A 24586-nucleotide genomic window follows, 5' to 3' on the forward strand; every position below is an offset into this window, starting at 1 on the left:
AGGAAAAAATTGTACTAGGAAGACTTTGCTTGCTTACGTTTTTGTAGCTTCTTCTTATAAAAAGCCTTTTCGGCAATATAAAGGGTTTTAATGACTTCTGCAAAAACCTGCTCTTTCGTGTTGGTGAGATAGGTTGTTTTTTTAATTGTCATTTCATGTGTTTCTACCACCTGTTTTTTGATAGCTACAATTTCTTCATCAGTAAAGGTAAATGTACAATATAGATGTTCTTTTGCAGGACGTTTGTAATTGATGGTAGCAGACTTATCCCATACTACATAATTCTCACCTAAAATTTGCACCAACTGAATCATATAAATAGGATCAGTGGCCGAAAACATACTTCCACCAAAAATGGCGCCTACATAATTTTTGTTTTTATAGCTTAATGGAACTTTGATTTTTACATGTTTCAGATCGTCACTAATTTCAATAACTCTTGCGGTGGTTCGGCGATACATCGGTGATAAATTGAAACCATATTTAAAAATTGCCGCAGTGGACATAAATTTTTTCAAGAAGTTGGTAGCTGTTCTATACATACATTTAGCTTTGAGCGTTAAAGATAAAAAAAACCGTTCCTAATTTAGAGACGGTTTCGTTGATAATTAAAGCCAAAGAAAATTAATTCTCATTTGGTCTGTGACATTGCGTTCCACATCTGGTATGAACACTTTCACAATTAATTCGGAAAAAGGATAAAAGTCCTCCATTAATGTACGCCGTTTTTTCGGTGTCAATTTTAGCAATAGTTAACTTTTTTAAATTGATTTTTTTCAAGTAACTTATTGCTTTTTTGTAAAAAACAAGACTTATATTCATTATTTATACTATTGAGTACATGTATTTTTTGTGGATCTAACACTTGCTCATAGCATTGACCATATTTCTCGTAATAAAAATTAGCGTTTTTATAACCCTCTATTTTTTCATAACAATTACTCAACAATAAATAGGCATCCAATAAATTTCTGGTAGAAGAAAATTGATACTTTTTTTCAAAGCCTTTAATGGCCTTTTTTTCCAAAATAGATAGCAGTATCATATTCTTTTTTCATCAAATAATTTTTCCCTTTGTAAAGATCACACTCTAAAGAAAAACTATGAATTTTTAAAGAGTCTTGTAAGGCTTTTGCAGAACTAAAATGTTGTAAAGATTCGTCAAATGCTTTTTGATGAAAAGCAATAATTCCTTGATTTGTGAATAAATGTCCTTTTAGTCTTCGGTGAATACTTTTGTCTCTAGGACTTAATTGTTTGTGATCTAATATTTGCTGGTTGCGTTTTAACCCTTACACATCATAAATATGAGCATTATCAAGGTTTTTTAGTCTTCTATGTGCTGTAGCAATATTCAATAAGGTGGCTATGTATTCTACATCGTATTAATTATACGAATTATAATTTTTAGGATCTATTTTTTTTAGGATTTGTAAATTATTTTGATGTAATCGTAAAGCTTCTTTAAAGTCAGAAACTTCAGATTTTATCAAAGCTATATTGGCCTGAATAGATACTCTTGAGTCATTTAAATGATATTTATGTATGGTGTCTAAAGCTCTCGAAAAACAATGATACTAAGAATAAATTTGCTGCGCGCATGAAAAATTTTGTTCCTTTTGTTTCAGGAGGAATACAATTTCTGTTGCGTATGCTATTGTATATTCTTGAGGCTGTTTTTGTATTGCCTTCATAGCTTTGTTGTAGTATTGATGCGCTTTTGTATACTTCTTAAGATGGTAATTGATTTTCTAAATGTTTATATGCTTCAGCTATTTCAAAGGCGTTTTTTGCGGGAGTATTCTATGTAAATATTCTAAGGCATGCGCTTCTATGGTTGCAGCATTTTTTCAATATGATCAACAATGATATTTTTTAAATTTGATGTTGAAATCGTATCTAAACTCAATGCGAGATCCTATATTTTGAGAGTTGATTTTAACAGAAAAAAATAAAAAGATTCCTAATAAAAGAAAAGGAAGTTTTTTAAGCGATGCTATCATTATAAATTTTAAAAAAGAGATTGCTGTTTTACAGGATTTTCATGCTCTAATAACCATTTTTTGCGCCACAATCCACCAGCATAACCCGTAAGCGATCCGTCACTTCCAATAACTCTGTGGCAAGGTGCTACAATCCATAATGGGTTTTTTCCGTTAGCAGAGGCTACAGCGCGAATTGCTTTTACATCTCCTAATTTTTTGGAGAGTTCTAAATATGAACACGTTTTTCCAAATGGAATTTTGTTCAACTCATGCCAAACTTTTTGTTGAAAATCTGTTCCTTTTGGAGTTAGATTTAAGTTGAATTCTGTTCGTTTTCCTTCAAAATATTCTTCTAATTGACAAATACAATCTTTAAGAACTTGGGGAATATCTGCGGAATTTTCAATATTGATTTTTTCATCCAATACAGAAATTTCTTGGATACCAACTTCGTCAGAAACGACTTTAGCAATCCCTAAAGGAGTTTGAATATGTGCTGTATGTTTATTCATCGAACTTAAACGCATAATTCATCGATAAAATGACCAAAAGTATAGATGAAATGCATTTTTTTTATAGATTTGTTATGCATGAATAATTGATATATTAACAATATTTTACAAAAAAAATTGTAATTTTATAATATATTAATGCACAAAAAAAGAAAGTTGTTATTAGTTGGTTATTTTATTAAAGAATTTACCAATGTTAAATATACCCATTTGAATTTATTCTTCTGGGTTATTTTTTTCTATCAAGCCTAACTTTTTTGCTCTCCTTTCCCAGCTCTTTCTGGCAAGCTGTTGTAAGTCTGCTACATTATCACTTTCGTCCATAATTTCTAAGCCAAGTAAGGTTTCAATTACATCTTCCTGACTAACCAATCCACTAACCGAACCATATTCATCTACCACCAATGCAATGTGCTCTCGATGTTCAATAAGTTCTTCAAATAATTCTGGAATTGGTAAATTTCTATTTGTAACTAAGATTTCACGTTTGATAGATGAAAGCGGTTCAGAACCTTTTCCATGAATAATAGCTTCCATCAACTTATCTTTTAAAATATATCCTGTAATATCATCTGTTTGTTCTCCATGAATTGGAATTCTAGAAAACTTCAAATTAGGATTTTCATCAAAAAATTCCTGAATGGTCTTTGAAACAGTATCAATTTTCATTACAGAACGCGGCGTCATAATATCTTTTACTAAAATATCTTTAAAACCTAATAAGTTGCGAATCACTTTACTTTCCGATTCCTGAAAAACACCTTTATCAGTAGCAATTTCTGCCATCGCACTAAAATCTTCACGGCTCAATACACTTTCGCCATGACCTTTGCTTCCAATAATTTTGGTAAACAATTGTAAAATCCACAAAATACCTGTGTATTTTAAAATCAATACCATGAAATCTAGTGTTCTAGTAGAAAACCCTGCAAGCTGTTTCCAGTACATTGCTCCAATAGTTTTTGGGATAATTTCTGAAGCCACTAAAATTAAAATTGTCATCACAACAGAAATGATAAATACACCATAACTATCTTCGTCACCATATAATTTTTTTGCTTCCGTTCCTACCATAATTGCACCAACAGTATGTGCAATGGTATTCAATGTCAAAATAGCAATCAAAGGCTTGTCAACATCTTGTTTTAGCGCTTTTAGATTATCCGCATACGATTTTCCTTCTTTTTTCTGAATGTTTACAAAAGTAGGTGTAACACTCAGTAAAACGGCTTCTAAAATAGAACATAAGAATGAAAAGAAAATGGAGAGTACTCCATATAGTATTAATAGTGTCATAAGCTATTTAAAATTGTATATAGCGAATTTAGATAATATTTTTCTCAATTTTTTAGATATGCAGCTCTAATCTGAAAAGTTTCTGTTTTTTGGGAGGTTTTTACCGTTAAGTGCTCTTGTTTAGTGTAAAAAAAAAATAGCGGTGGCGTTTTAAAAAATGTAAGTTACTCCTTTATAAAACATCATTACATACACTTTTTTTCAGTGGTTTCTGTCTCTAAGTTTGTTTCAAATCAATAAAACATTTAATTATGAAAAAAGTATTTTTAATCGTTCACTATTACAAAAGTGCTACGTAATGCTTTTTGTTTTAACGGTGGTAAATCTTTCCACATTTAAACTAAAAACACAGGAAAACCAAGAAGTTAAAATTGAAGGTAATCATATTGAAATCTCTCAAGAATTATTTGATCAAATAAAAAATTGGCAAAATAAAAGGGACGGACAACTTCCTTTAGATAAGTTTCTTGCTACTAAAAATATTTCACGAGAAATGCAGCCAAAAGTAGTAAAGCTTATGAAACAGTTGCGCGGAGGATCGAGAGAAACCGATTGTAATTGCGCTATGCTAACGGTAAATTCTTCATACCATGTAGCGCCAGATTTTACAATCAATTTTCACCACCAGAAAATCAAGGAGGATTAACAATATGGTATGCAGAATCTATTAGAGGAGCAGAACACGCCAACGATTGAGATTGAATTCGCCTTCACATAACAATGATTGTGAGTATGGAAAATCTATAAATGGAGATGGGGTTTCTTTAAATAGTTATGCGCGTATGTCATTTAACTATATCTGTACAAATGGAGTTTTATTTTCAGAAGATTGTGGATGTTCTAAAAATATCTATTTAAAAGCTAAGTATTATGGAGCATCATGGGTATCTACTTCGGCAGATGGTAATTTTGGAAACCATGCTTGTTTTGCAGCTGTAGAAGATGATGTAGCTTTATTTACAATTGATCAATATTTAAGAGATACAAATGTTACAGTACTAGATGGAAGACAATACCAATTATCAAGAGCACAAGATGATGCTTGGAATCCTCAATTTTGGATGAATATTGTGGATTTAGCGTCTTCGATTGCAGGAGTTGTAGAAGATTTTGATAATGGAATTGACTGGAGTGATACTATTACTGAAGTAGGAAATCAAATTATTACTGTTTTTGAAACACCAATAGATATCCACTATCAAGAAGAACAAAATGGTTCTGAAAATGGAAGTTTTTCCATGAGTTATGATGGCGGAGTTACTTTAGAACCGAATCATATTTTAACGGTGTCAATGATTTCTAAAGGATATATTTATGGAAAAGTAAAAGGGAAATTTGTAAGTGACTCAGAGCATACAAGTGCATACCTAATATCTGCAGTATTACCTTTTGATGATTCAAATCCTGAATGTTGTATGGAAAAATATGGAAAATGGGTTTCAGGATCTTTAGGAGCACAAGGTTCCACAGGATTGCAAAATACAATTTCAGCATACTAAACATTATGGGGACCTTGGGATAATTTATCAGATACTAATGGTGATGGAAATGTTAATACTACTCAAGGAATTGGACATCTGTATCAGTCAGATCAATGTGATGTTTTTGGAATAGAGTCAGTTACAGGATTAAGCGCACGTGCAACAGGAATAAATATAGGACCAAATACGCGACCAGCACATTTATCATGGGATGGACAAGCAGGTGTATTATTACATACGGTGAGTACAACAAATACAACTTATACCTAATATCTAGCGCCAGGAGATTATAGTTTTTCTGTAGCAGCTATTTGTAAAAATGGCGATTCAACAGTGTCAGGAAGGCATCCATTTAATGTAAAACCTTAAGAAGCTCCTGTAGATCCAGTACGTTTTAAAATGTCACCAAACCCTGGGAAATCTGATGTAGAAATTAAGGTAGAAAACTACAAAGATTTTAAAACACTAGATTAAGAAATTACAGATGTAAGAGGACTTCCATATTATAAAGCACAAATAAAAGATGGTGTGTACAAGATTAATATTCAACGATAGAATACAGGAATCTATTTTTGTAAAATTACAACGAATGATAACCAATCAACAGTAAAACAACTAGTAAAAGAATAGTTAGTGAAGGTTATATAAATGAAAAGAGTCTATGTTTTTGTAGACTCTTTTTTATAAAAAAAGAAGTGACATTTTATAAAGCATCACCATACTTATTTGGTTAATAATTTGTTGCATAATAAGTTAGCGTTATAATCAAAACATATTATATTATGAAAAAAAAGAAAGTAAGCTTAGATAAGTTGAGCATTAAAAAATCAACAATTGCTGCTACACAAGGAGGAAGACCTCCATACAAGCCAGCAGAACCAGTAGAAGAAGAAAGATGTATATCACGTCCGCAAGTTTCTTGTATTTTAGACTGGTGGCCATAGGATTTTAAAAACAAAAGGCTGCTTTGAAAAATGGCAATGTTAGTAAATTCAAAGCGGCCTTTTTTAGTTTGCCAACCGCGATATATCGTTGGTTTTAAGTCGTTTAAATTCAAATAGACTATAATTTGTCCTCTGTGATGCGTAACGTGATCTTGTAATAAATTTAAAATTTGAAGTTTGGTTTTTGGACCTGCAAAAAACGCAACCACTTCTTTCAATTCTTCTGGAGATGCATTTTTGATAATCGCTGCTGTATTATCAAATGCTTCTTTGATAGCAGTAATGACCTCTGCTTTGGTAGTGTAGGTTGCTTTTGGAGTTTTCTTTCCATCTTTTGAAAAATAAGTTGTGCTCAACCAATCCATATTTTGTTTGATGTGCATCAGTTGCTCCTGAAATATTTTTTGACGTTCAGTAGTTTTAAAACTATACTTATCTTCTGGCATAGCTTCCGCCATTTCCACCAAGTAATTTTTAGAATTCTCTCATTTCTCTAAAAAAGCAGAAATTGGTGTGTCTTGTGCATTTGCAATAAACGCTGCAAATAATGTAAGTTATGGAAGGTATTTATTCATGATTTTTATTGTGTATAATGTAATATGTTTTGAATATCTGTATCAGTGATTTCGGGAGTTATAAAACAGGATTTGTTTGTGTTGTTTTCTCTTTGAAACCTTCTTTTGTAGAAAAAAGAATCTAAACTTGAACTTCTCTCCTCTTCGTAGCGTATTACAATACCGCGTAAAGCTGGTCCTGTAGATTTAGAATCTAACTTATGACAAGCTACGCAATTAGCATTGAACAATTGTTTTCCAAATTTGGTACTTTCATCTAAAGGAGAAACTGTACCACAGAAAAATCGTGGACTTTCCTCAATTGCTAAGGCAGTGGCATATTGTTGCTCTTTAACATGAACAAGATATAAAACCGCCATTCCCGCAGAAATTAAAAATACAAATATGGAAATAGCAGCTTTCATTTTTTCCCTTTAAGATAATAATTTTATCACATCTTTAGCAAAATAGCTCGCAATCATATCAGCTCCAGCACGTTTAAATGCCATAATGGATTCTAACATTACCTGATCGTGATCTAGCCAACCTTTGGCAGCAGCAGCTTTTAACATAGCATACTCACCACTTACTTGATATACTGCAACTGGAACATCAAATTCATTTTTAACTTCACGTACGATGTCCAAATACGGCATACCAGGTTTTACCATCACAATATCCGCACCTTCATCAATATCCATTTCGGTTTCACGCATAGCTTCATGACGGTTAGCAGGATCCATTTGATAGGTTTTTTTATCGCCAAATCCTGGAGCAGAATCCAACGCATCACGGAAAGGTCCGTAAAAAGCAGAAGCATATTTGGCACTATAACTCATAATACCCACATCGGTAAAATTTTCATCTTCCAAAGCTTCACGAATACTCAAAATACGTCCGTCCATCATATCACTTGGTGCTACAAAATCAGCGCCAGCTTCTGCATGAGAAACGCTCATTTCTGCCAAAACTTCTACGGTTTCATCGTTGATAATTTTTCCTTTTTCTACAATACCATCATGACCAAAAGAAGAATACGGATCTAACGCAACATCGGTCATCACAATCATATCTGGACAGGTATTCTTAATCACTTTGATGGCACGTTGCATCAAACCATCTGGATTTAACGCTTCTGTTCCTTTGTTATCTTTTAAGTTATCGGGCACTTTTACAAACAACAATACAGAACGCAAACCTAAACTCCACAACAATTTTAATTCGTCAACAAGTGTGTCTAAGCTATGTCTGTAATAATTTGGCATGGACGGAATTTCTTCCTTCACACCTTTGCCTTCTACCACAAAAAGTGGCACTAAAAAATCGTTGGCTGTAATGATATTTTCTCTAACCAAACCGCGAATGGCTGCATTGGTACGTAAACGTCTATTGCGTCGAAGTGGAAACATAAATTCTTATTTAAAAATAAAAGGTAACCTCTAAAATATCTTTTATATTTTTATAAATTACAAAGATAATGAATAAAACGCCGAAACTCATACCAAAAACGCCTTTTGAATCCTTACAATTTCAATTGACATGGCGTAATTATCAGGAAAAGTTTTTAGCGTTTTTTGATTTGCATTTAAATGACAATCATTTACATGTGGTTGCGCCACCAGGTTCTGGAAAAACAATTTTAGGTTTGGAAATGCTGCGCCGAGTGCAAAAGAAAACCATTGTATTTGCACCAACCCTAACCATTCGGAATCAGTGGAAAGATAGATTGCAATCTTTTTTTACGAAAGATGCTTCTTTTACAGCATTTTCATTTGATTTAAAACAACCTGCATTACTCACCTTTACAACCTATCAATCGCTTCATTCGTTTTACAAATCGTTTGAGACCAAAGAAGCCTTTTTACAGCATTTTGAAAATTTCGGAATTGAAGCCATTGTGTTAGATGAAGCACATCATTTAAAAAATGAATGGTGGAAGTGTTTGTTTGCTTTGAAAGATGATCGAAAGTTAACAACCATTGCTTTAACAGCTACGCCACCAATTGATAGTACAGATCAAGAATTATCTCGTTATTTTGAATTGTGTGGTCCAATTGATGAAGAAATTGCCGTGCCAGATTTGGTAAAAGAAGGCGATTTGTGTGCGCATCAAGATTATATTCACTTTTCTTCACCAACAGAAGAACAGACAGCATCTATTGTGGAATATCGCGAGAAAGTAGCAGATTTTGTAGATAATTTGGAAGAAGATAAACAGTTTCTTTTTTTGTTAGAAACCCATCGTTTTTTAACAGACACAGATGATCATTTAGAGGAAATTTATAAAGAACCAACTTACCTTTCGAGTATTTTAATCTTTTTGGAAGCAGTTGACGAAGCTGTTAATCCGTATTTGTTTGAAGTCTTAGGTTTTGATGTTGATAAAGATGTGAGTTTGCCTAAACTGAATTATGATTGGATTGAAGTTTTACTGCAAAATATACTATTTGCCGATCGTGAACAACTGGTTCAGCATGAAGAATTATTGCAGAAATTAGAAAATCGTTTGCGTCGCAACGGAATGCTTCAAAAGAAGCGTGTGCGTTTTTTTGGAGACGATCAATTGTATAAAACCTTGGCAAATAGTCCGAGTAAATTGCAAAGTATAGTTGATATTGTTCAGCAGGAATATAGAAACTTAGATACAGAATTGCGCGCGGTAATTTTGACGGATTACATTCGGAAAGAATTTTTGAAATTTACAGATATTCAATCCGTAAATCAATTAGGTGTATTGCCAATTTTTCAACACTTGCGGACTTCTTTGAAGCATGTGCGATCTATCGGAGTACTTTCAGGAACGATGGTGATTATTCCAAAATCTTGCTTGTCAATTTTAAATACATTTCATCCAGATAAAAGTTATAATTATTCATCGTTAGATTACGATGATGAATTTTTAAAAATATCAATTAGTGCCAAAGTAAAGTCAGGTTTGGTTGCAGACATCACCAGACTTTTTGAACTAGGACATATCCATGTGTTGATTGGGACAAAATCGTTACTCGGCGAAGGTTGGGATTCACCAGCTATCAATAGTTTGATTTTAGCTTCGTTTGTAGGTTCGTATGTATCTTCCAATCAAATGCGCGGACGAGCCATTCGTAAGCAACAAGGAAATCCTGATAAGATCAGCAATATATGGCACTTGGCATGTATTGATCCAACTGCGGAAGATGGAGGAGACGATTTGGCAAAATTGCAGCGACGTTTTCATGCTTTTGTAGGTGTTTCATATGACGATCCAGTTTATATTACCACCGGAATTGGTCGTTTATAGCTGCCAATGGCGTATGATAATGACATTATTCATAATATAAACATACGAACTTTTGAAAGTGCTGCAAATCGCCAAACTATCAAAAGGAGATGGGAAACTGCTATTGAAAAAGGAAATTCGTTGACTACAGAAATACAATACTTTACAGAGCAGCCAAAATTAGCATTGAGACGCAAGAAAGTTTACCAACGAGAAATGTCGAGTTACATTGCTGCTGAGGTTATTATGGTAGGTTTAGTTGCTGTATCTGAGATATACATACACAATGTTTTGGCAACGCTTTCTTCTGGATTTTTATACTCTCTATACAGTATTATTGGAATCCTGGGAATGGTTTTAGGATATCAGCTGTTTAAAAAAATCAGTATTTATTCGCAGTCGCAATTTGTCTATAAAAATATTGAGAATATTGGAAAAGCAGTACTGTATTCGCTTCATGATTTAGGATATATTACAACGCCATTAGATGAAATTAAAATTAGGTCAGAAGAAATATTTTTAAGTGGAACTATTTGTAATATTGATGGTGCCACGCGTGTGGAAAGTGCTCTGTTTGTAAAAGCATTACAGGAAATATTGAATCCTATAGAAAACCCTCGCTATTTGCTAGAAAAATCAAGCCTGTTTAAGGAGATTACAGAATTGCAAAATTACTTTGCAGTACCCGCAATTTTTGGAGGAAAAAAGAAAGATGTCGAGATTTTTCTCGGAAATTGGAGAACTTATGTAGGCGGCGTACGATTGCATTATACACGCACTGTGGAAGGAAGAAAACTACTCATAAAAGCGCGTTTGTTCCATGTGACAAATGTTTTTAAAAATACCTCCAAAAAAGAAGTGATTTGGAAATGATTTGAAAGCAATGGTATTGTTTTTGAGGCGATTGATTATAATATAAAACCAGATTTTTAAGATATAAATAGTGAAAGCTTTCTTAATACCTTTTGATTTGAATGAAGAAATGAGTAGCTTCAAACAATAACATTAAAAACAACCGATCATGAAAAGTAAATTTCTAAAACTTAACAAAGCCTGTAGTGAACAATGGGAAAATATGACACCAAATGAAAAAGGTAGTTTTTGTGATGTATGTTCCAAAAATGTCATCGATTTTACACAGTTAAGTACACGAGAAATTTCAGAAAAGATCAAAAACTCAAAAGGTGAAATCTGCGCACGGTTGACCCAAAAACAACTGGCAACACCTTTAATCGATTTAGAAGTTCAAAAAACATACAAATTACCGTATTCAAATATTGCGGCAAGCGTACTATTGGCCTCTACACTAGCTGTAAGTACTACTTCGTGTACTCAAAATGAAAAAGCACCAACCGAATATGTAGAGACAGCCTCAAACCTGTCTTCAAAATCAAATATCAAACGAAACAAAACAAAACCGACGCCAACTGCATCAGATAGTTTTGTCACTTTTAAAGGAATTGTAAAAATTAATGAAAAGGGAGTGCCAATTGAGAACGCTAAAATTACATTGGTAACAGTTCAAAAAATACTCAGTACACATAGTTTATCAGATGGCACATTTTCGTTAAAAATTCCTTCAGAATTAATTGATGACGACAATGTGATTCGAGTTTCTTACGATGAAGTTGAAACGAAAAGCGATGAAACAAACAGATTTGGATATGGAGATAAAGACTATATTTTATCCAAAGAAGAAATGAGTTCTGAATATGCTATAAAAGCGGAACCATTAGTTTTAGTTTTGGGAGGAATTGGTCATGTCAGAAAAAAGGATCCGGTAATTATTCAAAATCAGAAAAGAGTTGATTATGAGGAATTCAGAAAAGCGCGACTTGGAAAGAAAAGCAGTTGTAATGTAGAAAACAAAGAGTTTTTATTTTTCGAATCGGAAGCAGCAGTTGCTATTTATGGAAAAGAAGCAGAAAGCGGTCTATTTATTTTGGTAGATAAGTCTAAGAAATAAAATTAAATACCCAAGTATACACAACCATCATTCCTAAAACAATTCCACCAACGAGTATAATATCGTTGGTAAAAAGCATGCCTAAGAAACCTACGCAAAGTATCGCAATTCCGTAGAAAAGTCCTAGCATTCTACTTTTTTTGGAGTTTCGTAAAAATGACCCAGGTAATGGGAGCAAGGCGCAAAAACTGGTAAATCCAAACAACATATACAGAGGATTGTTGAAAACAAAAAAGGCAATAACTCCTAAAATTCCTGTAATGGTCAACCCGCCAAAAGCATATCCACTATATTTTTCATTTTCAGTCAATAAATATTTTCCATACGAATCGCCTAATAAAATAGTGTTCGACAAGGCTTCCATAATCCATCCGCCAAGGACAAAAACTAAGTAGATGATGATTAATGGAATGATTAAAAACGTTAAATCAGAGGCTTCTAATACTTTCACGCCTAAACGGTACGCAACATACAATCCAATAATAAAAATCCATTGATTTCGAGACGATTGCTTGCTGATCCAAAAGGCATATTTTAGATACCATTTGTACAATAAATTCTTCGATTTTATAGCCGTTGCCATGCCTTCACGTGCATACTGCATATTTGGGTTGAGTTGCAGTGCTTGTTTGAAATGATGTAAGGCTTTTTTAGTATCGCCATTTTCCAATGAAACCCATCCAACATTAGCATGTGCATAATCATCTTCAGCATTATCAAACAAAATATGTTCTACTGTTTGATTGGCTTCTTCCTTGCGATTGAGTTTGGTCAACAAGCGTGCGCGAATATTTAAACAAGCTACATTTTTAGGATCTAATCGTAAACCTTCGTTGACAAAGTGCAAGGCTTCTTCAAACTTCTTTTTATCCATTAACAAGGCGCCTTTAAAACCAAAATAATCGGCTTGGTACGGATCGAGTTGTATGCTTTTTTCTACTAAATCAATGGCATCTTGAAGTTTGTCTAAACGGGAAGCGATTTGTGCTTTTAAAAAGAATAAATTTCCTTCATTTGGTGTTTCACGGAGTAAATCGTCAATCATTTGAGATGATTTTCCGTAGTCTTCTACGTTGAAAAAACACAGTGCCAAATAATATTTACTTGGATAGTTATAAACGTCTTCTGAAACAGCATCACTCAAATAGCTAATAGCTTCTTGAAAACGTCCTAGTTCAAATAATTGAACACCTCGTAAATGATTTTTTGACTCCATTATTTCTTAATGTTTAAATAGGCCAAAATATCGTCATACAATCCGCTGTCGTTTGCGTACAAGGCGTAATTTTTAGAAGAAACAAACCATTCTTTGGTGCTTGGTTTTATCTTTTTAATGGCTTTTAAGATATCTTTTGTACTCAATGGCTTTGGAATGCCATCTTTGAAAGAAGCTTCTAATTTTCTTTCGATGGCAACATCAATAGCAGATTGAATATCTGCTCCCGAAAATTCTTTGGCTGCTTTTGCCAATGCCATATAATCAATGGTTTCTGTTGGCTTTTCTTTGAGGTGAATATTAAAAATAGCTGCTTTGGCTTCTACATCTGGCGGTGATACAAAAATGATACGATCAAAACGTCCAGGACGACGAAAAGCAGGATCTAAATGCCATGGTGCATTTGTAGCACCTAACACTAAAATTCCATCATTATCTGCGTCAATTCCGTCCAATTCTGCCAAAAATTGATTAATTACAGTTCTTCCCGAAGTTTTATTGACATCGTTTCTATTCGCGCCAAGTGCATCAATTTCATCTATAAAAATGACACACGGTGTATTTTTTCGAGCGGTTTCAAAGATTTCGTGCAAGTTTTTCTCCGAATTCCCAATCCACATGTCCAAAATATCATTGATGCCAACACTGATAAAATTCGCATTAATTTCTCCAGCCGTAGCACGCGCAATATGTGTTTTTCCACAACCAGGCGGACCGTATAATAGAATTCCGCCACCAATTTTTTTGCCATAGGCTTTGTACAAATCACGGTGTTCTAAAGGCTTGATAATTTTCATGTCAATTTCCTTTTTGATGTCTTCCATACCACCAATACTTGCAAAATTGGTTGTTGGTTTTTTCAAAAAAGACAAGCCATCTTCATCGATAAAATCAGGTTCGCGTGTGGTAGTTACTTTTAGCGCATTGTCAAAATCTTCATTTACATAATTTCTGTCTAATGCCAGTAACTCTTTATATGTCTCTTGTGCGTCACTATAATTTTCTTGATTGATTTGACAGTAGCACAATAATTCTAAATATTTCTGATCGGGATTTATTTTTATGATTTCTTCCAACAACACTTCGGCAGCTGTAATTTTTTGCTGCTTGTAGAAGCAACTTGCCAATTCGTATTTGGCTTCCAAATGACTTTCGTCTAAATCAATAATTTCAATGAACTGTTGTTCGGCTTCTTCAAAACTTCCTTGTTGCACATACAGTTTTGCAATTTGGAGTTTGAGCGGAATATTATTTGGGGAAAATTGTAAGGCTTCTAATAAACTTTCTAACATTCGTTAAATCTTTTCGGTAATCTTTTAAAAATTATCTAAAAATACGATAGTTTTTTAAAAAATACGATGCTATGTATGTGCTTAAAGCGCTTATTTTTTTACGAGATTTAAATGTTCTGTAGCAAAAAACTCTGATCTATCTATGGGTTTGAGTTTTCGTCTTTTTTTCAAATAACGTAGTTTAGAGTTAATTTTTGTCCACTCAGTATCTGATTTATTTTCTTTTATTTGCTGCACATTTAAGTGTAAAGTATCGTTCTTAATTTTCCAATCTCCTTTTATTTCTACATTGATAATTTCATGAAATTTATACGAACGAGTTCGATGAAAAGTGCCATTTTTATATAAAACCAAACTGTCTAGACTAGTAATGTCCCATTGATTACTGTGTCGTGTTTCTTTTTTTTGTAGATATGTCTTATGGATTTCTTGAGAAATTAAACTATTGGTTAGTGGACCGAAGATGAATAAAAGTATTATTTTCTTTGAGCTTATTTTCAAATGTATCCAATTTCTTCTGTCAATGCAACTCTACTTTTGGCAAAATTCCCTGTTCCAAAAGCAATTTCTCTGCCTTTTTCATCGACCAAAGTGCTTTCTGCAACAAATAAATTTCGCGATTTGAATTTGAGTTTTCCTGTCGCTGTAATTTTTCCTTCGCTGATAGGTCGTGTAATATTGATATTAAAAGAAGTCGTTAAGACAAAAGCATCTTTTACAATAGAGTTTACGGCAAAAAATGCAGCATCATCCAATAATTTAAAATATACAGAACCATGAATGGCGCCTAGGGCATGAAAATACTTTGGGTCAATGGTCATTGAAATGATGGCAGTTTCATCTTCAATCGTAATTTCAGTAGTTTGATAAATGTGCGTATTCATATTTGCAGACAAATACATACGCTCTAACTTTCGATAGTGTTCCATGTTTTAAAATTAATAAAATCGTGTGAGATTAAAGTCCCGTATTTTTTTCAATCCAATCAAAAGGTTTTTTGATAAATTTTGGTGCATCAAAACGATATCCGATTAAGAATTCAAAAAAGTTTTCAGTTTGAAGAGAGTTTTCTTCTGATTTATCAAAATTCGAAAGATTTTTAACATTGTATCTTGCACCTCCGTACAACGAATTTGAATTGTAGCCTAAAATTAGTGTAGCATTGTAGGTGTAATGTAATTCGTTACTATTACTAGTGCCGCTTGTATTGTCTAAGATATTGATTTCGGTATCTTTTGTAAAATTTATTCCAATCCCAGGAGCTTCTTCTACAGATAAAAACCAATTATTTTGGTATACAAATGTGTATAAGTATGAAGGTTTGAGTGTTATGTTTACTTCTTTTGATTCTATTTCCGAAATTTCGTCCGTATGTTTTAATTCTGCACTTATATAGTTGTAATCTAAAGAAGGAATAAAGCTTCCAGCAGATTTTTTTTGCCAATGAATATATCCATTGATCGCTGGTAGTGAGAAGTTATCGTTAAATTTATAAGCTGTATTTCCTGAATATGTAGTTGTGCGCAATCCTGAAAATTGTATTTATGGATCAATTCCTTCGCGCCAATTTTCGATAAAATCACCTGTGTTATTTATATAAAATCCTTTGATGCGTTCATAACTTATGCGCTGCAACCATTTATTAAAGTAAAATTGAAGACCAAAATTGTTCAATTCGGTTTTTCCTTTTAGATTTTCATCATCATTTCCAGGTAAAAATTGAGGACTAAAACCAAGCGTGATACCACAAAAACGATAATCAACTGTTAGGGAAAGTCTATATTCACTATTCGGTGAAAACTCTATCGAGGATTCAGAATCTTGTATTTTGTAGGATCGTACATCACCACTGAAATTGGTACGAATGCTAATTTTTTCCTTCAACTTATCAAAGTATTCATTTTCTGAAACAATTGTATCTTTTGTTTCAGGTACGTTAGGTGTTTGTGCTTTCATACTGAATAGCATACCTAAACACAGACATTTACAAAGAAACCATTTCATAATGGTGTTAAATATACTTATTCATAGGTAAAATCTTAACACATGCTATAATTATAAGGCTAAAAATATATACAGGAGTCATAAATTTTAGCAGACTTACTAGTAAATCTGAAAAACTATACATTGAGAAATAAAGCGCTCCTAATTTTTACAGTATGTATATGTAGCATATAAGTATCACCATGTATAAAAATATCAACGCTTTTTCTACTTTTTATCCCATGATAGCAACCATCATTGAGATTGCAGAGCTAATGGCAATTACCAGTGTTAATATTGAAAAAATGACTGGAAATAGATTCGCATTTTGGGTAATCGTATTCCAACTGTTTTCTGTTTGAGTAGTATCAATAGTTCCCGAAATGTATTGGTATATATTGTGGAATACATCAATTATTGTTTGAAAGCTTTCACTAAATGAGCCACTTATCGCAACAAAGCTCGTGCTAATTAAAAAAGGAATTAATAATAAAATTGGAGCGCCAAAAGTACAGATGAAACGTACTATTGGAGGCTTAAAAAGAAGCATATAATCTTCTATCTCAAACGGCTCGCTTGTATCTAATCTTTCGTCAATCATTCCTGAAATTTTGACAAAACTGCCTGTTGGAATAACACCTAAAGAATATTCAGTATGATGACGTTTAAATTTTAAAATATACTTATTCCTAAGTGCTATTAATAAACCGAACTTTTCAATACGTACGTTAAAAAGTCTTAGCTATAATGCAGTGAAATATGTTAAACAAAAAGATGACAACAGCAGCAGAAATTCCGAAGTAAATAGCAGCTGTGTTTAAATCCATGCTTTTGGTGTTTTTAAGACTTCCAATAATTTTGCTTCGTGACTTCCTTCTTCTGGATGATGATTGTATTTCCACTGAACTGTAGGTGGTAAACTCATCAAAATGCTTTCAATTCGCCCGTTGGTTTTGAGTCCGAATAAAGTCCCGCGATCATGCACTAAATTGAATTCTACATAACGTCCACGACGTACTTCTTGCCAATCTTTATGTGCTTGTGTGTATTCCATTTCCTTGCGACGTTCTACGATAGGAACATAACTGTTTAGGAAGCTATTTCCGACTTCTGTTACAAAATTGTAACGATCTTGCATGGAGAACTCGTCCGTTTCTTTCAAATAATCAAAGAACAATCCTCCAACACCACGCGCTTCATTGCGATGCGCATTCCAAAAATAGTTGTCGCAGATTTCTTTGTATTTTGGATAGAATTCAGGATGATGTTTGTCGCAAGCTTCTTTACAAATTGTATGGAAGTGAATGGCATCTTCATCATACAAATAATAGGGTGTTAAATCTTGTCCGCCACCAAACCATTGTGTCACTACATTTCCTTGCTCATCATACATTTCAAAATAACGCCAATTGGCATGTACTGTTGGGATGAATGGATTTTTCGGGTGTAGTACCAAGCTCAATCCGCAGGCAAAAAAATCACCTTGCTCTACCTTAAAATTTTTGCGTAATGCTTCTGGAAGTTCACCATGAACCGCTGAAATATTTACACCGCCTTTTTCAAATATATTTCCATTTTCAATTACGCGTGTACGTCCGCCGCCACCTTCTGGACGTTTCCATAAATCTTCTTGAAATGTAGCTTTTCCATCAATTTTTTCTATGGTTGAAGTAATCGTGTCTTGTAATTGATGAATGTAGTTTAGAAAAAGGTCTTTCATTATTTTTGATTTAGCATCGATTGCTTAGTAAGTGATACAAAGGTACTTTTTATATTAGAAATAGACCATTGCATAAAACAAAAAAGAAGCCATTGCTGACTTCTCTTTTATTAATTGTATGTTGAAATATGTTTTTAGTTAAAACATTTTGGATAGCCATTACATGATAAGTTACAGCTATTTCTTTCACTTGCACAATTTCCGCCTCCACCAGGGCAACTATCCGTTGGTGCTTGTGGAGAGTCAAAGCCACCAACAATCATTTGTTGTGCTTTTTTCTCTAGAGAAACAATTGTGCTTTTTCCTAGACTTAATGTTGTTTTACTTTTTTTCATTGTTTTTGAATTTTTGTTGGTAATTAAAAAGAAGCCATTGCTGACTTCTTCTTTTTTTAGATACATTTTTGCTGAAGTTTTTAGTTAAGTTCCTCAAAAACTTCTCAAAATTGTGTCTTACTGATCTTGAATAGTTTTTTCACATGGTCCATTTTCACAACTTTTTCCTTTTTCAGTAGGACATTGATCACCTGGACAACTATAGGAAGTTACAGAGCGTCCTCCCTTGATGTTTTCTAAATTAGCAACTGTTTTTTTGCTGATTTCTAATTTTTTTTTGCTTTTTTTCATAGTATCTATGTTTTAAAGATAAGTATGAAATGTACCGAAAAGATATAGGAAATATTCTACACTTAAGTTTAAAAAATAAATTTTTTACTTTTTTGTATGCAATTCTCGTAAAGTAGTAATGGTTCCCGCTACAGCAGATAAAGGCAATACGACAAGAATTCCCACTATTGGTATCATTAAGATTAACATAAATACAATTCCGTTACCAATAGCAATCCCGCGGTGATTGCGTACGTATTCAACACTTCTATTATATGGAAAATACCGTTCTAATGTATAGTCCATATTTCCAAATCCTGCATAATAGGCTTGTACTAAGAAGATCATTAGTAGAAAAACGGAACCAATTACTGGAATAAAACTAAAGATGAAAAACGGAGTAATCCACAAGAGTTCTACAACAAAATTTCGAATACCTAATTGAATACTTCTTGAGAATGCAGAAGCTTTTGCTTTTAAACTTGATCCTGGGCGTTTTACAATTCCGTAAATATGGCGTTCAATTTTCTCTGAAATCGGACTCATAAATGGCGCAGCAATAATCATGAGTGCGTGTTTAAATATGACAATTCCAATGGCAAAAACTATTAAACCACCAATAAAATTACTGATAGCAATGATGGTTTGTTTTCCCCAGGAAAATCCCCAAGCGCTTGAGAGGACGCTACCGATATCATCCGAAAAACTCCAGGAAGCAAAATGACGGTAATTCCTAATAGAAAACTAATGACAATAGGAATTTTGAAATATTTCCATAAGTTGAGTTCATTCAGCAGTCTGTACGCTGTAAAGTAGTCTTGAATTCCGTTGAATACTTCTTTTACCATGGTTTAAATATATAAATCTCTTGGGTTAATATCACTAGATCCTCTTTCAATACTAGAATATGAGCTCTCTATTTTTTCTAATAGTTCTTTTATTTCTTCGGAAATGTCTGAAAAAAAGATGTCCGAAAACTCAAAGATATCAAACAAATCAAAGTATTCATCTTTTAGTTCTTTTTTATGAAGTTGAATCAGGTTGTTTAATTTTTCTAGTACTTCAGCAGGAATATTTCTCAGCAAGAAAAAGTTTCCTTTTAAAAAAGAGACTAGACGCAATGCTTGTTTTGGTGAATCTTCTATGATTTGTTCTAAATTCTGTTCAATTGTTACAATATAGCGTATGATTTCATTTCTAATTTTGACTCCATTCCTATTCAAACGAAATACACTTAAAGTGTCAAATACAAAAACTATAGAAAATAAATTACGGATTTTTTGCTCTTTTATGATGCTTTTTTTCACTGTATTGTCTACAGGAAGTTCATCATACACGCGAAATACATATGAATATAAGTGAAAGTAGCTGTATTCATCAATAATTCCTGTAAAGTACGTTTCGTAAACACTTTTTCGATATGTATTAAAATTTGTGTCTGTTTCTACAAAAGTACGGAGTCTTTTATACGGATCGCTAGGATGTAATTGCACTTCTTTACGTTGAATAGAAAGTACTTTTTTTAAAGTTAAATCTAGCACAGTAAGTCGGATGATATCTTTTAAATCCGTTTCGGAAGGTGCTAACAAAATCATAACAGCAGCAGGTTTTAACACCGATAAATAACTGATGATTTCTTTATCAAATTTTATGTTTGCGATCGTATCAATTGGCATAAACTCTACATGTAGATTTTGATTTACAAAAGTCGCTCAAAATGTAATACATCCATAATATTCCCGTGAAAATCCTCATGTCCATCTTTGACACGTTTGGTAAGAATAAAATTGTGTTTTTCGGCAATACGTAGGCTTCCAGGGTTGTCTTCTCCAATCCTAATAATTGCTTTTTGTAATGCTAGTTCTTCTTTAGCATAGTTGATGAGTTTTAAAATTCCTGCTGAGGTAATGCCTTTTCCTTCATACGCATTGTCGATAAAATAAGCGAATTCACATTCTTTCGTTTGCCAATCAATTTTTTTAATAATTAATAAACCAATCAAACTTTGAGAATCATTCGCAATAACTTTGAACGTAAAGTTTTCTTTTGCTGCTACCTCACGTATTTTTTTATGGATATAATCTTCAGTTGCTGTTAGAGAACATACACTTCTAACAGTGATAGGAAAGTATTGATGTAAGCGTTTGGCATTTGCTTGAACCAATTCAAAAAGTGCTTTGCTGTCTTTTTGTTCTAAAAGAGCTATGGAAAATTGTATTTGCATTCTTGTAAATGTAGTACAAATTCTAATAAAAATAATTTTACTCTTTTATTTCCATAAAATCACTACCTCTTAGGCATCCACGATGCAATGTAAATACCTTTTTCATAGATTTTTTAAAAAGTAATTCGGAAGACCAAGGATCAAACCTCCAAATATTGAAAAGCTTTATAATTTCACAATCATCTTTACAGTTTTCATCCTTTATTTCATCATATTCTTGAGCAACTTCATAATAGAATTTTCCTGAATAAGGTGTGTTTTCTCTATATCCAAACTTTAGGTATGTTTTGTAATCTGCATTTGATACTTTTAATTTGTTTTGTCTGCATGTTTGTATTGCTTTTTCCTTTGTAATGGTAAATTTTTTCTTGGGAATTTTATCAATATTTTCTAAAATAAGCGATTTACTATATACATTGCCAACAGAATCTAATTCTATATGTAATAGATCATTATATAATTCATTATCTGACAATTTAATGTCATACGCAATCACGAATGAATTTGGTTTTTGATATACAGGTTCAATCCAACTTCCCAGATACGGGTTTTGCATCCAATACGTTCCTGTTGTATTGGTTTGCCATTTTTTCACAGATGTGCAGCCATCAAAGTTGAAAACGATGTTGTTGTCAAAAAAATCTTTTCCAAATATACCTTGCAGTATTTTATCTGCTTTGGTTTTCATAGAGTCTTTTAGGGGTTGATACTTGAACTCTTCTTTGTTGTACTTCCAGGTGTGATTATTATAATTAATGGTGTACAACCAAGTCCCGTCAATTTTATATTTAGACCATTTTCCAATGTATTGTTCGTTTTTTCGAAACCAACCTTCTGTATGAATCTCTGTCGTATCTTTTATATATCGAACGCTGTAGAATATGGAATCTTTGTTGTTATACGTTTCTTCCCATATTCTGTATTCAGAGTTTTTAACTAATTCTACCTCTGTACTATCAGTTTTGAAAGTAACTGAGTGATACTGAGAATGAACTTGTGTTGCAAATAGAATTGTTATTATGAGAATGATATACTTTTTCATAAGTATAAATAGTAACGCGACTTTAGAGGATAAGTTGTAGTATGTATAGAGATTTTTTGAAACTTTGCGTTAAGGATGGAGGTGTTATCCTTTTTGGCTTTGCAACGTCATTACGAGGAAGCATGACGAAGTAATCTGTTACATAACAAACAGGTTGCCATAACAAATTAGAAATTTGTCTCGCAATGACTGAATTAAAAAGATATAGCCGAGAGCCTGACCTCAAAAGGACGTTGAAAGAAGTGGAAACGTACTTTGAGGGAACGCCCAAAATAAAAAAATCCGTTGCTTACTCATGTAAATAACGGATTTGATTTATGAAAAGTAACTCTTTTATGCTTGATACTCTTTTACAGCGTCAATGAAAGCTTTGGCATTGTCTATTGGAATGTCAGGCAAAATTCCGTGACCTAAGTTGACAATGTACTTATCCTTTCCGAATTCATTAATCATTTGATGCACCATTTTTTTGATTTCTGCAGGTGGCGAATATAAACGTGTTGGATCAAAATTTCCTTGTAGCGTAATGTTTCCGCCTGTTAAATAACGTGCATTTCGTGCAGAACAGGTCCAATCCACACCTAAAGCAGCTGCATTCGATTTTGCCATTTCTTGGAAGGCAAACCAACAACCTTTTCCATAAGCAATTACGGGAGCATCATCTTTTAGCGCTTCAATAATTTGGTTAATGTATTGCCAAGAAAATTCTTGATAATCCGTTGGTGATAACATGCCGCCCCAAGAATCAAATACTTGTAAAGCATTGACACCAGCTTTTACTTTTTCTTTTAAATAAGCAATCGTAGTATCGGTTATTTTTTGTAATAATTGATGTGCTGCTACTGGATTTGTAAAGCAGAATTTTTTGGCTTTATCAAAGTTTTTACTTCCTTGTCCTTGTACACAGTAACAAAGAATTGTCCAAGGCGAACCCGCAAAACCAATCAATGGAATTTCATCATTTAACAACTCTTTTGTTGCTTTGATTGCTTTATAAACGTAATCTAAAATTTCAGGATCAGGAACAATTACATTATCTACATCTTGTTGAGAACGCACAGGATTTGGCAAATATGGACCAAAATTTGGTTTCATTTGCACTTCAATATTCATTGCTTGCGGAATCACCAAAATGTCTGAGAATAAAATGGCTGCATCCATTCCGTAACGACGAATTGGTTGTACGGTAATTTCACTAGCCAATTCAGGTGTTTGACAACGTGTAAAGAAGTCGTACTTCTTTTTAATTTCCATGAATTCTGGTAAATATCTTCCTGCTTGGCGCATCATCCAAACAGGTGGACGTTCTACCGTTTCTCCTTTTAACGCTCTTAAAAATAAATCGTTTTTTAGCATAGATGTAGCTTTTGGCTCTTTGCTTTTAGCTGTTAGCCGTTTTTAATTTTTTTATTAATCCGTTAATCATTTTACCTTCTTTTTGAATCAATTCTAAAATTGAACTTATTTTAGAAGCTTCAATTAGATATAGTTTAGTAATAATGATCATTTGTGTTTTTCATTTCATTTTACGAAACGTCAAACTCATTCTTCCGTTTTCGGTGTTCGATTTAGGAATTGCGTGTTGCCATTCGTCTTGTACTTCTTTGGTCATATACAAAAAAGAACCTGAAGGTAATTCAAAATCTTTTATAATGTCTTTATTTTCAATATGGCGAAATCGTAATGTACGTGTTTCTCCAATTGAAACAATTCCGACTCCTGTGTCTTCAACTAATATATCTGTTTGATCCGAATGAAAACCCATGTGTGATTTTCCATCTAAATAATAATTAATCAAACAGTTATTTGGCGCAAAGCTGAGTTCTTTCTCAATAAGACCTACAACTTCTTGTATTTCATTTGTAAATACTTGGTACGGATAACTAATTTGAGAATAATTGTAAGCTTTACCAAAACTTGCTGTTTTTCGTGCAGCCATGCGTACATCCCAAGAGACATTGTTTTTTAGAAATTCAAACAATATTTCTGGTTGTTTGATGAAATTCTCTATAAAGGTTATTCCGTTCATTTTAATAAGCTTTTGACTATTAGCTTCTAGCCTTTAGCTATTTTTAATTCTGTTGACTAATCCATTAATCATTTTCCCTTCTTTTTGAATCAACACTAAAACCTTTTCAACTTTAGCGGTTTCAATCAAATTAAGTCCAATAATGATAATCATTTGTGTTTCTAGTTCAAACAAAGAGCCCATGGCAATCTCGAAGAATCTTTTGAATTCTATTTCGCTATTTCTACTGCAACCTTCAGCTTTATTTGAAGGAATAGAGACAGCGGCACGAGTTGTTTGACTTTTAAAACCCTATTTTTCACTTGAAGGTAAATCTTCAGATAGTTTGTATACTTGTTTTACAAGTTCGATTCCCTGTTTCCAAATCTCAAGTTTTTTAAAGTCCCTCATTATCTGCTTTTATAGCTATTTTTTAATTTTAGTTGATTTTCCAGCTTCTTATTATTTTATTCATAAATATATTCAGAAAATCACAACT

The 24586-nt window shown here is 33.0% G+C and carries 27 protein-coding genes and 3 pseudogenes; 5 read left to right on the forward strand and 25 right to left on the reverse strand.

From position 1 onward, the window contains the following. Positions 1 to 14 precede the first annotated feature (14 nt). The 4 genes from MK119_RS16485 to MK119_RS16500 form a co-directional block, all read right to left on the reverse strand. Entirely contained in the window at positions 15 to 542 is a 528-nt protein-coding gene (locus MK119_RS16485) for a DUF4442 domain-containing protein (protein WP_290680799.1), read from the reverse strand. Positions 543 to 742: 200 nt separating this feature from the next. Next, positions 743 to 1045, reverse strand: a complete 303-nt coding sequence (locus tag MK119_RS16490; RefSeq protein ID WP_290680801.1) for a hypothetical protein — start codon at positions 1043 to 1045, stop codon at positions 743 to 745. 966 nt (positions 1046 to 2011) lie between these two features. Continuing rightward, on the reverse strand, positions 2012 to 2497 hold the full coding sequence (locus MK119_RS16495; RefSeq protein WP_290680803.1) for a methylated-DNA--[protein]-cysteine S-methyltransferase: 486 nt from the start codon (positions 2495 to 2497) through the stop codon (positions 2012 to 2014). Positions 2498 to 2713: 216 nt separating this feature from the next. Next, positions 2714 to 3793, reverse strand: a complete 1080-nt coding sequence (locus MK119_RS16500; RefSeq protein WP_290680805.1) for a CNNM domain-containing protein — start codon at positions 3791 to 3793, stop codon at positions 2714 to 2716. Positions 3794 to 4091: 298 nt separating this feature from the next. Here MK119_RS16500 and MK119_RS16505 point away from each other — a divergent pair, with 298 nt between their 5' ends. Beyond that, positions 4092 to 4439 carry a hypothetical protein gene (locus MK119_RS16505; protein ID WP_290680807.1) on the forward strand — a complete coding sequence of 116 codons (348 nt, stop codon included), beginning with the start codon at positions 4092 to 4094 and terminating at the stop codon, positions 4437 to 4439. 46 nt (positions 4440 to 4485) lie between these two features. Continuing rightward, positions 4486 to 5292: a hypothetical protein gene (locus MK119_RS16510; protein WP_290680809.1), complete on the forward strand. Its 807-nt coding sequence runs from the start codon at positions 4486 to 4488 to the stop codon at positions 5290 to 5292. A gap of 757 nt (positions 5293 to 6049) precedes the next feature. On the opposite strand, the gene MK119_RS16515 is transcribed toward MK119_RS16510, so the two are convergent. The 3 genes from MK119_RS16515 to hemB all read right to left on the reverse strand — a co-directional run bounded on the left by MK119_RS16515 (position 6050) and on the right by hemB (position 8181). Next, entirely contained in the window at positions 6050 to 6682 is a 633-nt protein-coding gene (locus MK119_RS16515) for a DinB family protein (protein ID WP_290680811.1), read from the reverse strand. 116 nt (positions 6683 to 6798) lie between these two features. Further along, positions 6799 to 7197 (reverse strand): cytochrome c, encoded by a 399-nt coding sequence (locus MK119_RS16520; protein ID WP_290680814.1) that lies wholly within the window; start codon positions 7195 to 7197, stop codon positions 6799 to 6801. 9 nt (positions 7198 to 7206) lie between these two features. After that, positions 7207 to 8181 (reverse strand): porphobilinogen synthase, encoded by a 975-nt coding sequence (gene hemB / locus MK119_RS16525; RefSeq protein WP_290680817.1) that lies wholly within the window; start codon positions 8179 to 8181, stop codon positions 7207 to 7209. Between the two features lie 68 nt (positions 8182 to 8249). Here hemB and MK119_RS16530 point away from each other — a divergent pair, with 68 nt between their 5' ends. From MK119_RS16530 to MK119_RS16540, 3 genes are all read left to right on the forward strand, one after another. Then, positions 8250 to 10052, forward strand: coding sequence for a DEAD/DEAH box helicase family protein (locus tag MK119_RS16530; protein WP_290680820.1), 1803 nt, complete (start codon positions 8250 to 8252; stop codon positions 10050 to 10052). A gap of 6 nt (positions 10053 to 10058) precedes the next feature. After that, complete coding sequence (locus MK119_RS16535; RefSeq protein ID WP_290680823.1) at positions 10059 to 10904, forward strand: hypothetical protein; 846 nt, start codon at positions 10059 to 10061, stop codon at positions 10902 to 10904. 148 nt (positions 10905 to 11052) lie between these two features. Continuing rightward, positions 11053 to 11997 carry a hypothetical protein gene (locus MK119_RS16540; RefSeq protein WP_290680825.1) on the forward strand — a complete coding sequence of 315 codons (945 nt, stop codon included), beginning with the start codon at positions 11053 to 11055 and terminating at the stop codon, positions 11995 to 11997. Here MK119_RS16540 and MK119_RS16545 read toward each other — a convergent pair. The 18 genes and pseudogenes from MK119_RS16545 to MK119_RS16630 form a co-directional block, all read right to left on the reverse strand. Further along, positions 11987 to 13213, reverse strand: a complete 1227-nt coding sequence (locus tag MK119_RS16545) for a tetratricopeptide repeat protein (RefSeq protein ID WP_290680828.1) — start codon at positions 13211 to 13213, stop codon at positions 11987 to 11989. The genes MK119_RS16540 and MK119_RS16545 overlap by 11 nt on opposite strands. Beyond that, a complete protein-coding gene (locus tag MK119_RS16550; RefSeq protein ID WP_290680831.1) occupies positions 13213 to 14505 on the reverse strand; it encodes an AAA family ATPase in 1293 nt (430 codons plus the stop codon). Before MK119_RS16550 ends, MK119_RS16545 begins: the two co-directional genes overlap by 1 nt. 90 nt (positions 14506 to 14595) lie before the next feature. Further along, positions 14596 to 15006 (reverse strand): hypothetical protein, encoded by a 411-nt coding sequence (locus MK119_RS16555; RefSeq protein WP_290680834.1) that lies wholly within the window; start codon positions 15004 to 15006, stop codon positions 14596 to 14598. Next, complete coding sequence (locus MK119_RS16560) at positions 15003 to 15434, reverse strand: PaaI family thioesterase (protein WP_290680837.1); 432 nt, start codon at positions 15432 to 15434, stop codon at positions 15003 to 15005. The genes MK119_RS16555 and MK119_RS16560 overlap by 4 nt, the downstream gene beginning before the upstream one ends. A gap of 28 nt (positions 15435 to 15462) precedes the next feature. Continuing rightward, positions 15463 to 16509, reverse strand: a pseudogene (locus MK119_RS16565) (DUF4421 family protein). 214 nt (positions 16510 to 16723) lie between these two features. Continuing rightward, positions 16724 to 17215, reverse strand: a pseudogene (locus MK119_RS16570) (site-2 protease family protein); the annotation flags it as partial. 90 nt (positions 17216 to 17305) lie between these two features. Continuing rightward, positions 17306 to 18208, reverse strand: coding sequence for an oxygen-dependent coproporphyrinogen oxidase (gene hemF / locus MK119_RS16575; protein WP_290680839.1), 903 nt, complete (start codon positions 18206 to 18208; stop codon positions 17306 to 17308). A gap of 134 nt (positions 18209 to 18342) precedes the next feature. Then, positions 18343 to 18543 (reverse strand): hypothetical protein, encoded by a 201-nt coding sequence (locus MK119_RS16580; protein ID WP_290680842.1) that lies wholly within the window; start codon positions 18541 to 18543, stop codon positions 18343 to 18345. Between the two features lie 117 nt (positions 18544 to 18660). Continuing rightward, on the reverse strand, positions 18661 to 18834 hold the full coding sequence (locus tag MK119_RS16585; protein ID WP_290680845.1) for a hypothetical protein: 174 nt from the start codon (positions 18832 to 18834) through the stop codon (positions 18661 to 18663). 84 nt (positions 18835 to 18918) lie between these two features. Further along, entirely contained in the window at positions 18919 to 19506 is a 588-nt protein-coding gene (locus tag MK119_RS16590; protein WP_366512836.1) for an EI24 domain-containing protein, read from the reverse strand. Further along, positions 19422 to 19661 (reverse strand): hypothetical protein, encoded by a 240-nt coding sequence (locus MK119_RS16595; protein WP_290680848.1) that lies wholly within the window; start codon positions 19659 to 19661, stop codon positions 19422 to 19424. The genes MK119_RS16590 and MK119_RS16595 overlap by 85 nt, the downstream gene beginning before the upstream one ends. Positions 19662 to 19664: 3 nt before the next feature. Continuing rightward, a complete protein-coding gene (locus MK119_RS16600) occupies positions 19665 to 20489 on the reverse strand; it encodes a hypothetical protein (protein WP_290680851.1) in 825 nt (274 codons plus the stop codon). 23 nt (positions 20490 to 20512) lie between these two features. Beyond that, positions 20513 to 21037, reverse strand: coding sequence for a GNAT family N-acetyltransferase (locus tag MK119_RS16605; RefSeq protein WP_290680854.1), 525 nt, complete (start codon positions 21035 to 21037; stop codon positions 20513 to 20515). Between the two features lie 37 nt (positions 21038 to 21074). Continuing rightward, entirely contained in the window at positions 21075 to 22079 is a 1005-nt protein-coding gene (locus MK119_RS16610) for a hypothetical protein (protein WP_290680857.1), read from the reverse strand. A 333-nt stretch (positions 22080 to 22412) separates the two neighbouring features. Further along, positions 22413 to 23435 carry a uroporphyrinogen decarboxylase gene (gene hemE / locus MK119_RS16615; RefSeq protein ID WP_290680860.1) on the reverse strand — a complete coding sequence of 341 codons (1023 nt, stop codon included), beginning with the start codon at positions 23433 to 23435 and terminating at the stop codon, positions 22413 to 22415. Positions 23436 to 23460: 25 nt separating this feature from the next. Next, positions 23461 to 23586: a hypothetical protein gene (locus MK119_RS16620; RefSeq protein ID WP_290680863.1), complete on the reverse strand. Its 126-nt coding sequence runs from the start codon at positions 23584 to 23586 to the stop codon at positions 23461 to 23463. Between the two features lie 9 nt (positions 23587 to 23595). Then, complete coding sequence (locus MK119_RS16625; protein WP_290680865.1) at positions 23596 to 24108, reverse strand: alpha-ketoglutarate-dependent dioxygenase AlkB; 513 nt, start codon at positions 24106 to 24108, stop codon at positions 23596 to 23598. 33 nt (positions 24109 to 24141) lie between these two features. Beyond that, positions 24142 to 24498, reverse strand: a pseudogene (locus tag MK119_RS16630) (four helix bundle protein). Positions 24499 to 24586 lie beyond the last annotated feature (88 nt).

It is taken from the genome of Kordia sp., assembly GCF_022447245.1.
Taxonomy (GTDB): domain Bacteria; phylum Bacteroidota; class Bacteroidia; order Flavobacteriales; family Flavobacteriaceae; genus Kordia.

Bases quoted from the DNA above. Each gene is read 5' to 3' on its own strand.
- MK119_RS16580 (WP_290680842.1), bottom strand. From the start codon at position 18,543: ATGAAAAAAAGTAAAACAACATTAAGTCTAGGAAAAAGCACAATTGTT.
- MK119_RS16535 (WP_290680823.1), top strand. From the start codon at position 10,059: ATGGCGTATGATAATGACATTATTCATAATATAAACATACGAACTTTT.
- MK119_RS16490 (WP_290680801.1), bottom strand. From the start codon at position 1,045: ATGATACTGCTATCTATTTTGGAAAAAAAGGCCATTAAAGGCTTTGAA.
- MK119_RS16625 (WP_290680865.1), bottom strand. From the start codon at position 24,108: ATGAACGGAATAACCTTTATAGAGAATTTCATCAAACAACCAGAAATA.
- MK119_RS16505 (WP_290680807.1), top strand. From the start codon at position 4,092: ATGCTTTTTGTTTTAACGGTGGTAAATCTTTCCACATTTAAACTAAAA.
- MK119_RS16495 (WP_290680803.1), bottom strand. From the start codon at position 2,497: ATGAATAAACATACAGCACATATTCAAACTCCTTTAGGGATTGCTAAA.
- MK119_RS16595 (WP_290680848.1), bottom strand. From the start codon at position 19,661: ATGGTAAAAGAAGTATTCAACGGAATTCAAGACTACTTTACAGCGTAC.
- hemF (WP_290680839.1), bottom strand. From the start codon at position 18,208: ATGAAAGACCTTTTTCTAAACTACATTCATCAATTACAAGACACGATT.
- MK119_RS16560 (WP_290680837.1), bottom strand. From the start codon at position 15,434: ATGGAACACTATCGAAAGTTAGAGCGTATGTATTTGTCTGCAAATATG.
- MK119_RS16520 (WP_290680814.1), bottom strand. From the start codon at position 7,197: ATGAAAGCTGCTATTTCCATATTTGTATTTTTAATTTCTGCGGGAATG.
- MK119_RS16500 (WP_290680805.1), bottom strand. From the start codon at position 3,793: ATGACACTATTAATACTATATGGAGTACTCTCCATTTTCTTTTCATTC.
- MK119_RS16605 (WP_290680854.1), bottom strand. From the start codon at position 21,037: ATGCAAATACAATTTTCCATAGCTCTTTTAGAACAAAAAGACAGCAAA.
- MK119_RS16540 (WP_290680825.1), top strand. From the start codon at position 11,053: ATGAAAAGTAAATTTCTAAAACTTAACAAAGCCTGTAGTGAACAATGG.
- MK119_RS16620 (WP_290680863.1), bottom strand. From the start codon at position 23,586: ATGATCATTATTACTAAACTATATCTAATTGAAGCTTCTAAAATAAGT.
- MK119_RS16530 (WP_290680820.1), top strand. From the start codon at position 8,250: ATGAATAAAACGCCGAAACTCATACCAAAAACGCCTTTTGAATCCTTA.
- hemB (WP_290680817.1), bottom strand. From the start codon at position 8,181: ATGTTTCCACTTCGACGCAATAGACGTTTACGTACCAATGCAGCCATT.
- MK119_RS16550 (WP_290680831.1), bottom strand. From the start codon at position 14,505: ATGTTAGAAAGTTTATTAGAAGCCTTACAATTTTCCCCAAATAATATT.
- MK119_RS16545 (WP_290680828.1), bottom strand. From the start codon at position 13,213: ATGGAGTCAAAAAATCATTTACGAGGTGTTCAATTATTTGAACTAGGA.
- hemE (WP_290680860.1), bottom strand. From the start codon at position 23,435: ATGCTAAAAAACGATTTATTTTTAAGAGCGTTAAAAGGAGAAACGGTA.
- MK119_RS16610 (WP_290680857.1), bottom strand. From the start codon at position 22,079: ATGAAAAAGTATATCATTCTCATAATAACAATTCTATTTGCAACACAA.
- MK119_RS16600 (WP_290680851.1), bottom strand. From the start codon at position 20,489: ATGCCAATTGATACGATCGCAAACATAAAATTTGATAAAGAAATCATC.
- MK119_RS16585 (WP_290680845.1), bottom strand. From the start codon at position 18,834: ATGAAAAAAAGCAAAAAAAAATTAGAAATCAGCAAAAAAACAGTTGCT.
- MK119_RS16485 (WP_290680799.1), bottom strand. From the start codon at position 542: ATGTATAGAACAGCTACCAACTTCTTGAAAAAATTTATGTCCACTGCG.